Source organism: Actinomadura barringtoniae (genome assembly GCF_017573505.1).
Classification (GTDB): domain Bacteria; phylum Actinomycetota; class Actinomycetes; order Streptosporangiales; family Streptosporangiaceae; genus Spirillospora; species Spirillospora barringtoniae.
The window spans coordinates 1-12,491 of sequence record NZ_JAGEOJ010000049.1 but is presented as its reverse complement, the minus strand read 5'-3'; the positions used below and the strand labels follow the sequence as shown (position 1 = coordinate 12,491).

The 12,491-nt window shown below is 72.7% G+C and carries 11 protein-coding genes; 8 read left to right on the top strand and 3 right to left on the bottom strand.

Annotated elements, in window-relative coordinates; all coding sequences use genetic code 11:
* The first annotated feature begins 215 nt into the window (after positions 1-215).
* From J4573_RS53295 to J4573_RS53275, 5 genes are all read left to right on the top strand, one after another.
* On the top strand, positions 216-344 hold the full coding sequence (locus J4573_RS53295; protein WP_208264175.1) for a WD40 repeat domain-containing protein: 129 nt from the start codon (positions 216-218) through the stop codon (positions 342-344).
* 13 nt (positions 345-357) lie between these two features.
* Complete coding sequence (locus J4573_RS53290; RefSeq protein WP_208264173.1) at positions 358-738, top strand: VOC family protein; 381 nt, start codon at positions 358-360, stop codon at positions 736-738.
* 33 nt (positions 739-771) lie between these two features.
* Positions 772-3,765 carry an ATP-binding protein gene (locus J4573_RS53285; RefSeq protein WP_307797574.1) on the top strand — a complete coding sequence of 998 codons (2,994 nt, stop codon included), beginning with the start codon at positions 772-774 and terminating at the stop codon, positions 3,763-3,765.
* A 123-nt stretch (positions 3,766-3,888) separates the two neighbouring features.
* Entirely contained in the window at positions 3,889-5,778 is a 1,890-nt protein-coding gene (locus J4573_RS53280; protein ID WP_208264172.1) for an AbeC-like domain-containing protein, read from the top strand.
* Positions 5,775-6,140, top strand: a complete 366-nt coding sequence (locus J4573_RS53275; protein ID WP_208264171.1) for a DUF5955 family protein — start codon at positions 5,775-5,777, stop codon at positions 6,138-6,140. Before J4573_RS53280 ends, J4573_RS53275 begins: the two co-directional genes overlap by 4 nt.
* Before the next feature lie 56 nt (positions 6,141-6,196).
* Here the strand turns inward: J4573_RS53275 and J4573_RS53270 are convergent, their stop codons facing one another.
* Positions 6,197-7,225: a hypothetical protein gene (locus tag J4573_RS53270; RefSeq protein WP_208264170.1), complete on the bottom strand. Its 1,029-nt coding sequence runs from the start codon at positions 7,223-7,225 to the stop codon at positions 6,197-6,199.
* Between the two features lie 140 nt (positions 7,226-7,365).
* Positions 7,366-9,168 (bottom strand): hypothetical protein, encoded by a 1,803-nt coding sequence (locus J4573_RS53265; RefSeq protein WP_208264169.1) that lies wholly within the window; start codon positions 9,166-9,168, stop codon positions 7,366-7,368.
* A 338-nt stretch (positions 9,169-9,506) separates the two neighbouring features.
* Between J4573_RS53265 and J4573_RS53260 the strand changes: the two genes are divergently transcribed.
* Together J4573_RS53260 and J4573_RS53255 are read left to right on the top strand one after the other, a co-directional pair.
* A complete protein-coding gene (locus J4573_RS53260) occupies positions 9,507-10,757 on the top strand; it encodes a Mur ligase family protein (RefSeq protein WP_208264168.1) in 1,251 nt (416 codons plus the stop codon).
* A complete protein-coding gene (locus J4573_RS53255; RefSeq protein WP_208264167.1) occupies positions 10,747-11,472 on the top strand; it encodes a type 1 glutamine amidotransferase in 726 nt (241 codons plus the stop codon). Before J4573_RS53260 ends, J4573_RS53255 begins: the two co-directional genes overlap by 11 nt.
* A gap of 9 nt (positions 11,473-11,481) precedes the next feature.
* Here J4573_RS53255 and J4573_RS53250 read toward each other — a convergent pair whose 3' ends face one another.
* Positions 11,482-11,844, bottom strand: a complete 363-nt coding sequence (locus tag J4573_RS53250; RefSeq protein WP_208264166.1) for a DsrE family protein — start codon at positions 11,842-11,844, stop codon at positions 11,482-11,484.
* 154 nt (positions 11,845-11,998) lie between these two features.
* Between J4573_RS53250 and J4573_RS53245 the strand changes: the two genes are divergently transcribed.
* A partial coding sequence (locus tag J4573_RS53245; protein ID WP_208264165.1) for a heme-binding beta-barrel domain-containing protein occupies positions 11,999-12,491 on the top strand: 493 nt, incomplete at its 3' end.

Genomic DNA, 12,491 nt, shown 5'->3' with positions numbered 1-12,491 from the left:
GCAAGAGTGCTCGTCGTTGCTCCGCCCGTACCCATCTTGGGCACCAAGGCGAGCGCGAGAAGCACCCCCATAAAAAGGACGCCCGCCCGCTTCAGGCGTGAGCGCCTCCGGCAGCCGCAGGTGCAGCTTCGTGTGTCCAATTCTCCTCCAATGACGTTGATCGCGCTGGAGACGGCCGGGCGATCGGCCCGGTTGACCCCCGGCGAATGTGATCCATCGGCCCGTCGCTCGCGGGCCACACCGGGGTCATCTTCTGCCTGGCGTTCAGCCCCGATGGCCGCATGCTCGCCACTGGAAGCGGCGACAACTCCGCCCGGCTCTGGCCACTCCCCGCCACCCGCTGACAGGGTGGTGACCATGGACGTGAACTGCGTGACCATCGATGCGGCCGATCCGGACCGCCTGGCGGCCTTCTGGGGCGAGCTGCTCGGCCGGTCCGTGAGCGCGCGCGTGGGACCCTACATCTTCCTCGAACGCCGGAACGGGCTCACGGTCGGCTTCCAGCGCACGGACGCCGCCAAGATCGGGAAGAACCGCGTTCATCTGGACGTCGAATCCGACGACCCGGCCGCCGAGCAGGCCAAAGTGGAGGCGCTCGGCGGCCGGCGGCTGCACGAGTACGACGAGGGCGGTTTCCTGGTCATGGCGGATCCCGAGGGCAACGAGTTCTGCATCCTGCCCAAGGGACCGTTCGAACTCGACGGCGAAGGCCGGGCCGACTACCTGCGACCGAGGTAGCGGCGCGGGCGGCGGGGGAGTAAGGATGCTGGGGTGACGTCACCCCCAGGCGCGGCGCAGCCACAGCACTTCGGCATGCAGGGCGCGCACGGTATGCAGGGTCAGGACGCGGGTGTGCTGCCCGGGCCGTGGTACCGCATCCAGGCGATACCGGCGCCCGAGCGGACCTCCTCGGCCGAGTGGGATTTCGTGAGCGTGCTGCCCGCGGCTCTGTCGGCGGCGCGGCGCCGGCTGCCGTTCGTGGTGGGGTGGCTGTCCCCGGGCGCGGGCGCGCCGCTGGAGCTGATCACCAACGCCGGGCCGATGAGCCCGGGCCCGCGCGCCCAGCAGGGACTGCTGTTCCCGAACGGGGCGCGCGGCGTGCCGATCGGCGACGGGTGGCTGCGGCAGGCCGAGCGCATGGCGTGGACGCGCTGCCCTGGACGGCTCGCCCCGGCGGTGAAGACGGCCGACGATGGCGCGGGTCTCTTCGAGTCGACGCTGGTCACGTTGATGGAACGGCCGTTCGGCTGGTTCGTGGTCGCCGACCCGTGCGATGAGCGGATGCTCGACACCGAGATGCGCGAGCTGCATCACGAGCTGCGGATGCTGCGGCGCGGCGAGGACGAGCAGGCGCGGCTGGCGGTCGCGCGGGCCGATCAGCGGCTCGCGGAGCTCGACGCGTTCCGCGAGGCCGGGCTCTGGCGGGTACGGGTGCTGGCGGGCGCGGCGTCCGAGAGCGAGCTGTCGCAGATCGCGCCGGTGCTGGTCGGGTCGATGGAGCTCGGCCACCACCCCTACCGGCTGCGTTCGGGGCATGGGAGCGGGTCGTTCAGCGAGGTGCTGAGGCCGCCCGCGACGCCCGCGACGGCCGCCGCCGCGCGGCCCGCCGAGTCCGAGCAGCGCTACCCGTTCGTCGCGACGGCGGGCGCGCTCGCGGCGCTGGCCGGGCTGCCGCGGCGCGAGGTGCCGGGGCTGCGGGTGCTGGACGCGGGCTACTTCGACGTCACGTCCGAGACCGACGACGCGGCGCCGATGAACGAGCCGCGCATCGAGCTCGGATCGATCCTGGACGGGCAGGACCGCGAGGTCGGGCGGCTCACGGTCCCGCGTTCGACGATCAACCGGCACGTGTTCGTGACCGGCTCGACCGGCGCGGGCAAGTCGCAGACCGTGCGGCACCTGCTGGAGCAGCTGACGCGCGCCGGGATCCCGTGGCTGGCGATCGAGCCGGCCAAGTCGGAGTACGCGGCGATGTCGGGCCGGATCGCCGACCTCGGCGGGCCGGTCACGGTGGTCAACCCGTCCGACCCGGCGTCGGTGCCGCTGTCGGTGAACCCGCTCGCGCCCGAGCCGGGCTATCCGGTGCAGGCGCACATCGACATGGTGCGGGCGCTGTTCCAGGCCGCGTTCGACGCCGAGGAGCCGTTCCCGCAGATCATGGCGCAGGCGCTGCAGCGGGTGTACGAGGCCAACGGCTGGGACGTGGTGACCGGCGGTGGCGTGCCCGGGTCGCTGATCGAGCCCGCGGTGCCGACGCTGGAGCAGCTGCAGAACGCGGCGCTCCAGGTGATCGGCGACGTCGGCTACGGCCGCGAGCTGATGGCCGACGTCCAGGGGTTCGTGGACGTGCGGCTGCGCAGCCTGCGGATCGGGTCGGCGGGCCGGTTCTTCGAGGGCGGGCACCCGGCCGACATCGGCGGGATGCTGCGCGAGAACATCGTGCTCGCCATCGAGGACGTGGCCAACGACGAGGACAAGGCGTTCCTCATGGGCACGCTCATCATCCGCATCGTCGAGCACCTGCGGATGCGGGCGCGCGGCGGGCACACCAGCCCGGGGCTGCGGCACGTGATCGTGATCGAGGAGGCGCACCGGCTGCTGCGCAACCGCGGGCCCGAGCGGACCAGCTCGCACGCCGTGGAGCTGTTCGCCGGGATGCTCGCCGAGATCCGCGCGTACGGCGAGGGCATCGTCGTCGCCGAGCAGATCCCGACCAAGCTCGTCCCCGATGTCATCAAGAACACCGCGCTGAAGGTCGTGCACCGGCTGCCCGCGTTCGACGACCGGCACCAGGTCGGCTCGGCGATGAACCTCGACCAGGACCAGTCGCGCGAGGTGGTCTCGCTGCGGCCGGGCGTCGCGGCGGTGTTCGCGGACGGGATGGACCGGCCGCTGCGCGTCCGCATCCCGCTCGGCGAGGGCCGCGAGGCGGTCCTGCCCGGCCCGCCGCCCCCGGTGGACGGGCGCCGGTCGGCGGCGTGCGGCGGCGAGTGCCGGTCGGGCCGCGCGTGCTCGCTGTACGAGCTCCGCGAGGCGGACCTGCTGGCCGGGAACGCCGAGTGGGCGTGGCTGCGGCTGTGGACCGACACGCTCGTTCTCGCGCATGTGGCCAACCGGCCGCTGCCCGCCGTTCCGCCGGAGCTGGCGCGGCAGTGGTCGCGGCTGGTGCCGAGGCTGCGCGAGTGCACGCTGGCGACCGTGGTCGAACGGGCCGTGACGCGCCGCTCCTGGGCGCTGCGGACCGGGTTCCAGCCCAGCGAGCTGACCGCCGCCGCGGCGGGCGTGGCGCAGCAGCTCCTCGGCGGAACGGGCCCCGCGACGGCCGGAGCCCTGCCCGGGCCGACGTGGGTGATCCCGCAGCTGCGGTGGCTGCACGAGATGGACAAGCTGTTCCCGTTCGGCGAGGGCGCGCCCGACAAGCACGACCCCGCCCCACCGCTCGACTACCAGCTGCCCGGCCTCAAGCAGCAGGCCCCCGATCCCAAGCTCGGGCACCGGGTCCGCGCGCTGCGCCGCCATCCGCTGTCGATGGAGTTGGAACGCAACCGGCCCATCGCCGTCACCGCGCTCGGCGGCGACGACCACCACGAGGGGTTCGTCCGCGACCTGGCGATCGTCGGGATCGGCCTGACCGAGGAGGAGCAGCTCGAACACGTCGCCGAGACGATGCGGGTCGCCTCCTGGCTCGACCCGGTTCTGAGCTGGCCGGAACGCTTCATCGAGCCCTACGAGGAGCAGTCGTCCGGCCCCCTCTTCGCCGACTGATCCCTTGGACGGTGCCTCTGGGCGACGGTTTCGTCACGATTGGGTGCTGACTAACCGTCCCCTGCGTCACGCGGGTTAATTTCTTCATCGACGGATCCCGACCTCCTCACCGGAGCGCCGCAGATGACGATCACCGACGCGGGACGCCGTGCCGCCGGGCCGTTCTTCACGCACGCGCCGCCGGGCGCGGGCGGCGACGACCAGCCGCAGCAGAACGCGACCCGCTACCTGTCGGCCGCGGCCTATCTGGACAAGCACTTCTGCGACAGCGTCATCAAGGAGTACGTCGACGACGAGCATCGCGCGGTCGTGCCGTCGTTCGGCTTCGACCTCGAGCCGGTGATCCTGCACGCGCTGCGCGCCCGCCGGCTGCGCCTCTTCAGGGACATGGCCCTCGCCGCGGTCTGGGTCGCCGGCTGGATCTTCGCGCCGCTCATCACGGGCGGGATCTTCCTGCTGGCGCTCCCGGCCGTCGCGCTCTATCTGCTCGACCTGATCCGCAGGCGGCCGATGGTCATTCTGGTGGTGCTGGCGGTGGCGGGCGCGGTGATCTGGCTCGTCTACAAGGTCCTGTCCACGGTGATCAACTCGGGCTCGGGCAGCACGACGTTCGACCAGGAGCCGACCGGCACCGGCACGGGCACCGGCACCGGCACGGGCGACGACGGCAGTGGCGTGCCCGGCTTCTACGCGGCGCAGGCCCACCACCCGTTCATCGTCGGGATCCTGCTGCTCGTGGTGTTCAGCGCGGTCGTCCTTGGGCACCTGGCGATGGTGCTGCGCACGCTGGCGCGCGACCTGGCGCCCGGCGCGACCGGCCGCGTGCCCGCCTCGCCCAGCGAGCGTGTACGGCGCCTGCTGACCAGGATCGCCTCGGCGCAGCGCGGCAACGTGACGCTCTATTCGAGCGAGAACCCGTTCATGGGCGCCGGCGACGTCAAGGCGCCCTGGGCGCGCGCCTGGTCGATCGTGCTGGAGCTCGACCGCGCCGCGTCCGGCCCGCTGGGCACCGGCGGCAAGGCCTCGCCCGTCGACCCGGTCGCGATGCACGCGCGGGTGCGCTCGCGCCTCCAGGAGATGCGCGACGAATGGCCGCCGCGCGGGCCGGACGGCGCCGAGCCCGACCGCTCGCGGTGGCTGCCGCCGAACGAGCGGATCGCGGGCCTGGTCACCGACGTCCACGTGGTCGGACGCGGCGAGTGCGCCCAGCGCCGCCGCCCCCTCGACGCGACCGGCGGCCACCACTTCGAAGGCCACCCGCTGATCGACGCGCAGGCGGGCGTGCCGTTCTCGGTCGCCAGCCCGGAGGCGATCGAGGCGATCGTGCGGCACCCGCAGGGCGGCGTCCGCTGCTATCAGCGGGTCATGGTCGGCGCGCAGGGCCAGGCCATCCTCGGGCGCGACAACCGGCCGCTGGCACCCGCCGAGGACCAGGACATCGCGCTGTCGGCGTTCGTCTACCTGGCCGTCGAGGGACGGATGCTCTACGGGCAGTTCGTCGCGACCGTGCTGCCGCCGATCCGGCGCGAGTTCCGCATCGTCGACGTCCTGCCGACCCTCGGGACGGCCGGGCTGCTCGGGCGGTCCGTGCGGATCGGCTGGAAGAGCGTGCCGCGCGCGGTCGTGCTCGCGTGGTTCCGCGTCATCGGCACGCTGTGGTGGATGGCGCGCGGCTACTTCGCGGCGACGACCGTCTCCGACCCGGCCGCCGACATGGTCCACGACTACGGCGCGCGGATCAGCGTGCGGGAGCTGGCGGCCGACGCCGACTTCCACACGTTCATGCAGGAGCTGGACGCGGACAAGTACACGCGGCTGATCGAGCGGCGGGTGAACGAGGCGGTCCTGGACTACCTCTCGGGCGACTGCGGCATCGACGTGTCGGCCTACCGGGACCAGGCCAGCGTCATCATGAACGAGGGCGTCATCATGACCGGCGGCTCGATCAGCGGGCAGGTCGCCGTCGGCGGCAGGGGTTCGCGCATCGAGCAGAAGCAGGGGATCAATCCGTGATGAGTCAGCAGGGCGGCGACCGCGGCGACCGCGGCGTTCACATCGGCGGCAACGCCAACGTCTCAGGCCAGATCGCCACCGGCGACAACGTCACCCAGAACCAGCAGGTCAACGCGGCGCCGAGCGCCGACGCCGCCGCGGCGCTGGAACGCGTCGCGCGGCTGCTGGAACAGCACGCCGGCGAGCTCGCCGAACCGCAGCGGGCCCGCCGCGACCTCGCCGACGTCCGCGAGGAGGTCGAGGAGGACGACCCCGATCCCGAACGGATGGAGGGCGCCCTGCAGCGCCTCGGCCGCCGGGTGAGCGGGGTCGCCGTACTGGCGGAGGCCGTTCACCGGCTCGGCGCCGCGCTCGGTCTCTAGCCGCGCTCGGTCTAGTCGCGCTGGGTCTCCAGCCGCGTCCGGCTTCTGACGTCCGGTCAGATCGCGTCGGCGGAACGGGCCGCCAGGCCCGCCTCGTCGGCGACGGGACCCCAGTACTGGATGAACTCGCTCTTGGCCTGCGTGGCCCGCTGGTCGGCCTCGGTCGCCTCCGACGGGCAGTCAGGCGCGACGCTCAGGTAGTGCTTGTTGGAGTCCAGCGAGGCCTGGAGGGCGCGGACCAGCGCGTCCTTCATCTCCGAGCCGTTCTGCAGCGCGCTGACGTCCAGGCCCTGGGCGGTGCCGAGCTCGGACTGGCGCTGGTCGCGGATGCGGGTGAGCCCGGCGCTGTCGCAGTCGCCGTCACCGGTGACCGTGCCGAGCTCCCGGCGCGTGGAGGTCATGTCGTTCAGCAACGAGTCGACCTTGCCCGCCTGCGCGGTGACGTCCGCGCTCGCCGTCGGCGAGCCCGACTCGGTGTCGGTGGGCTCGGCGGTGCCGGTGTCGGTGGTCGTCTGCTCGGTCTCGCTGCTGCCCTGCTGGGTGAGCGGCGGGTTGGCATTGTCGTTCTTGTCGTGCGGCCAGACGATGATCAGGAGCGCGACCAGGACGAGGATCGTGACGCCGCCGCCGATGACGACGTACGGCATGGCGCTGCGGCGGCGCTGGTTGCTCGGGGGCGGCGGCTGCCAGATCTCCGGCTCGTCCCACGGCTCGCGGCCGAGCGAGATGGACGTCTCGCCGTGCGCGGACTCGTACGGCGGAGGCTCGTGCGGCGAGGAGGACGGCGCCCAGGCCGTGGGCTCCTCGGGCTGCGGGCTCCACGGACCAGGCTGGCCGGAAGGGCCGGGCGGCGGTGCGGGCTCGGTGCCGTCCGAACGCGCCTCCCACGGGCTCGGAGCGGGTTCGTTGCCCTCCGAGCGCGGCGACCACGGGTCGGGCGGAGGCTCGGACCAGGGCGTGGGAGGCGGCTGCTGCGAGCCGGGACCATAGCCGGAGCCAAGGCCGCCGGGGTCCTGCGCGGTCGGGTCGTTCGCGCCCGGGGCGACGCTGGAAAGCGGCGCGTTGCACCGCGTGCAGCGAGGCAACGCCGGAGTCGTATCGCTACCACATCGCGGGCACCGCATACCAAGCCCTCCCCTTGGGGGTGCATCGGTCACAAGATACTGCGCGCTCGCGTTCCCGTGACCGTCCGATGACCGGTCGCAACCCGGTTGTGATCAGTCGATCACATCCCGGTCCAGCGGCGCGCGGGCTGTCCCGCGGCCTTGGCCACCGGCGCCCACAGCTTCACGAACCTCCGCTTGGCCGCGGTGGCCTTCTGCTCGCCCGCCGCGCGGCCCGGCGCGTGCGCGGCGTCGGGGTTGGGCTTGCCGTGGCAGTTGCTCTGCTGCTGTTGCGCCCAGCTCAGCAGCGCCTGGTCGACTTCCAGCGACGCCTGGAACGCCTCCCGGAGGCTGGCGCGCATCTCCTCGCCACGCTGGAGCTTGTCGAGCTCGAGGTTCTGGGTGCGGTGGAGCTGGTTCTGGCGGCGCTGCGCGACGTTCTGGAAGCCGCTGATGGCCCCGGGCAGCTGGTCGCACTTGCCGGTCTTGCCGAGCGCGACGGCGAGCTGGCGCTTGGTGCCCGCGCTGGCGTCCAGCAGGTCGTTGACGTCGGCCGCCTGCTGCTTGGCGGGGCCCTTCAGCGGAGCCTGGTTGCCCGTCTGCTTGGTGTTGGGCGGCTTGGTCGCCGTCGAGGCGGGCGGCTTGGCCGCGGGCGGGTCCTTCTTGTCGTCGCCGGTGAACATCACCACGCCGACGGCGATCACCGCGACCGCCACGAGCGCGCCGACGCCGATGAGCAGCGGCTTGCCCGCCTTGCCGCCGGAGGAGGGCGCGGGCTGCTGGTAGCCGGCGTAGCCGTTCGGGTCGCCGGGCATCCCGGGTCCGCCCTGCATGCCCGGGCCGCCGGGACCGCCCATGCCGCCGTTCGGCGCGAACGGGCCCTGGTCGTACGGCTCGTACGGCATGCCCTGGTCGAACGCCATGCCCGGCGCGACCTGGGTCGGCGCGTGTTGCCCGCCGTCGGCGGGACGCAGCTGGCCGGGATCGAGCATGGTCTGGTCGTGCATCCCGCCGTGGCCGTTCATGCCACGGCCGGCGTCCATCATCGTCGCGTTCGGATCGACCATGCCGGGGCCGCCCACGCCCTGGCCCATGCCGCCGCCCAGGCCACCGCCCGGGTCCATCATGGTCGCGCCCGAGTCGAGCGAGGTCGGCGCGCCGAGCGGGTCGTTCCACGACTGCTCGTCGGGCTGGCGCGGGTGCGCGAACCACGAGTCCGGGACGATCGACTCCGCGGGCGGCTCGGTGCTGTACGGGGAGGGCGCGCCGGCGTTCATCCCGTTCGCCCAGGAGGGCGGCGGCGGGGGCGGCGCGGGCGCCTCGAAGGACTGCGGCTGGGCGGGCTCGTCGTCGGCGTCCGGGTCGAACGTCCACGCCGCGGTCGACTCGGGGTCGGCGGGCGGCAGCGAACCCTGCGCCGCGGGCGGCAGCGGGGAGGCCGGGTCGAGCCGGCCGCCCTGCGGCTGCGCGCCGCCGTTCATCGAGCCGTTGGACCCGTTCGAGCCATGGGATCCGTTCGTTCCGTTCGAGCCGTTGGGCAGGCCGTACTGCGAGCCGTTCAGCATCGTGGTGGCGCCGCTGGCGAACTCGGGCGGCTCGTTGCCGAGCGGCGGGAACGCGTCGGACGGCGCGGGCGGCAGGGAACCGGACGCGGGCGGGAACGCCGTGCCCGCGACGGGCAGGCCGCCCGGCGGCTCGGCGGGCAGGTCACCGGGGATGGCGGGCGCCTGGTCGGCGGCGGACGCCGGTGGAGCCCACGCCGGCATCGGCGGCGGGACCATCATCGTCTTGTCGGCCGCGACCTGAGCGTTCGCCGGGTCGGCGACCGGGGCTCCGAGCGGAGCCTCGCGGTCGATCGGTGCGTTGCAGTTCGAACAGTTGCCGAGCGTCCCGGGCGTGTTCGAACCGCACGTCGGACACTGCATCGCTCAGACCTCGCCTTGTCGCCGCTTTCCCCACGAAACAGCAGGGCCCCCGACAAAGTACTGTGTGCGGCCGCTCTCGGGCGTGCCGATGGGAATCTGCGACCTCTTTGTGTCGCCGGTGGTTGCCGCATCGTCCGGGGCTCGCACCGAATCACGGTGTGCGGGCCACGTCAAGATCGAGCCAGGTGGTTTACCTGAGGGGTGTGTGACCCTGGTCTCATTCTTGCGGAACGCCGCGCGGCGATCTCGTCACGTTTTCCCGAGGTGGTCGTTCAATGAGGCTAGGCTCGACAACGGTTTCTGAGCGCCGCAGATGCACTACAGAGAAGACGGAGTCCATGAGCGATCTTCCGCTGCGTTCGCAGCTGGCCGTCGCGCTCGGTCGTACGGCCGCCAAGATGTCCCGGCTGGCGGGCAAGGGCGACGGCAGCGTGATCGGCGGCCGGGTCGGCCTGAAGCTCGACCCCGAGCTGCTGACCAAACTGGCGAGGGACCGCAAGCTCGTTCTGGTCAGCGCCACCAACGGCAAGACGACCACGACCCGGCTCATCACCTCGGCGATGTCGCCGCTCGGCGAGGTCGCGACCAACGCGTTCGGCGCGAACATGCCGACCGGGCACGTGTCCGCCCTCGCCTCGTCCCCGGACGCCCGCTACGGCGTGCTGGAGTGCGACGAGAAGTACGTCCCGATGGTCCTGCGGGAGACCGGCGCGAACGTCGTCGCGCTGATGAACCTCAGCCGCGACCAGATGGACCGTGCCGCCGAGATCTGGCTGCTGGCCGGCAAGTGGCGCAAGGCCCTGGAGGCGTCCCCGACCAGCCACGTCATCGCCAACTGCGACGACCCGCTGGTCACCTGGGGCGCCGAGACCGCCAAGAGCGTGACCTGGGTCGCGGCCGGTCAGCACTGGCGCGAGGACTCCTGGTGCTGTCCCAAGTGCGGCGGCCCCCTCGACCGCCAGGACACCGACGAGAACAGCGACTGGCGCTGCCGCGAGTGCCACTTCTCCCGGCCCCGCCCGGACTGGATCCTGCACGGCGAGCAGGTGACCGGACCCGACGGTCGCGTCTTCCCGCTGAACGGGCTGGCGCTGCCGGGCCGTGCCAACCGTTCCAACGCCCTCGTCGCGCTCGCCGTGGTCGCGCAGTTCGGCGTGCCGCCCGAGCAGGCGCTGCCGCTGCTCGCCGAGGTCAGGTCGGTCGCCGGCCGCTACACCACGGTCGAGCACCAGGGCCGCACGCTCCGGCTGCTGCTGTCCAAGAACCCGGCGGGCTGGCTGGAGGCGTTCGACGTCCTGCAGCCCGCGCCCGGCCCGGTCGCGCTGTCGATCAACGCGCAGGGCCCCGACGGCCGCGACACCTCCTGGCTCTGGGACGTCGACTACCGCATCCTGCGCGGCCGCCCGGTCTGGGTGACCGGCGAGCGCCGCGTCGACCTCGCCGCCAGGCTCGAGGCCGCCGACGTGACGTTCACCGTGGTGGACGACATCGACCAGGCGGTGATGGCCGTTCCGCCCGGCCACCTGGACGTGATCTCCAACTACACCGCCTTCCAGGACATCCGAACGAGGTACGGCCGTGTCGTCTGACCGCATCAAGATCGTCTGGATCTACCCCGACCTGCTCGCCACCTACGGCGACCAGGGCAACACCATCGTCCTGGAGCGGCGCGCCGCGCTGCGCGGCATCCCGACCGAGACCGTGCACATGCGCTCGGACGAGCCGGTGCCGCCGGACGGCGACATCTACCTGCTCGGCGGCGGTGAGGACCGGCCGCAGATCCTGGCCGCGCACCGGCTCCGCCGCGACGGCGGCCTGGCCGCCGCCGCCCAGCGCGGCGCGGTCGTCTTCGCGGTCTGCGCGGGCTACCAGATCCTCGGCCACGAGTTCGGCGGCGAGGAGGGGCAGCCCGTGCCGGGCCTCGGCCTGCTGGACATCAGCAGCGGCCGCGGCGAGCAGCGCGCCGTCGGCGAGATCGTCGGCGACGTCGCGACCGAGCTGAACGTGCCGCGCATCACCGGCTTCGAGAACCACCAGGGCGCGACCCGGCTCGGCCCGAACGCCCGCCCGCTCGCCCGCGTGGTCGCGGGCATCGGCAACGGCGGCGGTGACGGCACCGAGGGCGCCTACGCGGGCCACATCCTCGGCACGTACATGCACGGCCCGGCGCTGGTCCGCAACCCGGGCCTGGCCGACCTGCTTCTCCGCTGGGCCGTCGGCTCCGAACTCCGCCCGATCGACGACTCGTGGGCCGGGCGGCTGCGGGAGGAACGCCTCAACGCGGTCCTCTCCGCCTCCCGCTGAACGAAGTCGTCAGTAGACGAGGGCCTGGGCGCCGTCCGCGATCGCCTCTTCCACGAAGGTGGGGGCGCCCGCGATGCGGATGCCGTCGATGACGTCGTCCGGGCCGATGTCGCGGCGCGCCGCGCACTGGGTGCAGACCGTCACACGGCCGCCCTTGAGCACGATCTCCAGGAGGTCCTCGAGGGGGGTCGCGTGCGGCAGCCGAAAGTCCTTGGCGCGGCCGGGGAGGCCGTACCAGGCGGACTCGCCGGTCAGCCAGAGGGAGACGTCGACGCCGCTCGCCACCGCGGCCGCCGCGACCGTGAAGGCCTGGTTGCACCGCTCCGCGCCGTCCGCGCCGGCGGTCGCCTTGATCACCAATGATCTCGCCATACCGGAACCCTAACCCCGTGCGGGATAGGCTCGCGGCGTGGGAGCGATGGTGAACGCGGGGGTCCTGGTCGTGGTGCTCGGCGCGGTGGTGGTGGGCGCCGCTCTGCTGGTCGTACGGCTGTCACGGCTGCGGTAACCACTACGCTCGGTGCTCATGGAGCCAGAGCTGCATCCCGACCTCGAACCACTGAAGTTCCTGCTGGGCACGTGGGAGGGCGCCGGGGTCGGCGACTACCCCACGATCGAGAAGTTCCAGTTCGGCCAGGAGGTCACCTTCTCGCACAACGGGAAGCCGTTCCTGATCTACTCCAGCCGCAGCTGGAAGATCGAGGAGGACGGCTCGCTGGGGCGGCCGCTGGCGACCGAGACCGGCTACTGGCGGATCCAGCCCGGCAACAAGGTCGAGGTGACGCTGGCGCACCCGACGGGGATCGTGGAGATCTACCTCGGCACCGTCGCGTTCCACCGGATCGACCTGGCCACCGACGTCGTCGCGCGCACCGAGTCGGCCAAGGAGGTCACCGGCGGCACGCGGATGTACGGGCTGTTCCCGGAGAAGGACGGGCACCGCGACCTGGGCTGGGTGTACGAGATGGCGGCCGTCGGCCAGCCCCTCCAGTCGCACCTGTCGGCCCAGCTCAAGAAGG

Bases quoted from the DNA above. Each gene is read 5' to 3' on its own strand.
- J4573_RS53250 (WP_208264166.1), bottom strand. From the start codon at position 11,844: ATGGCGAGATCATTGGTGATCAAGGCGACCGCCGGCGCGGACGGCGCG.
- J4573_RS53260 (WP_208264168.1), top strand. From the start codon at position 9,507: ATGAGCGATCTTCCGCTGCGTTCGCAGCTGGCCGTCGCGCTCGGTCGT.
- J4573_RS53290 (WP_208264173.1), top strand. From the start codon at position 358: ATGGACGTGAACTGCGTGACCATCGATGCGGCCGATCCGGACCGCCTG.
- J4573_RS53265 (WP_208264169.1), bottom strand. From the start codon at position 9,168: ATGCAGTGTCCGACGTGCGGTTCGAACACGCCCGGGACGCTCGGCAAC.
- J4573_RS53280 (WP_208264172.1), top strand. From the start codon at position 3,889: ATGACGATCACCGACGCGGGACGCCGTGCCGCCGGGCCGTTCTTCACG.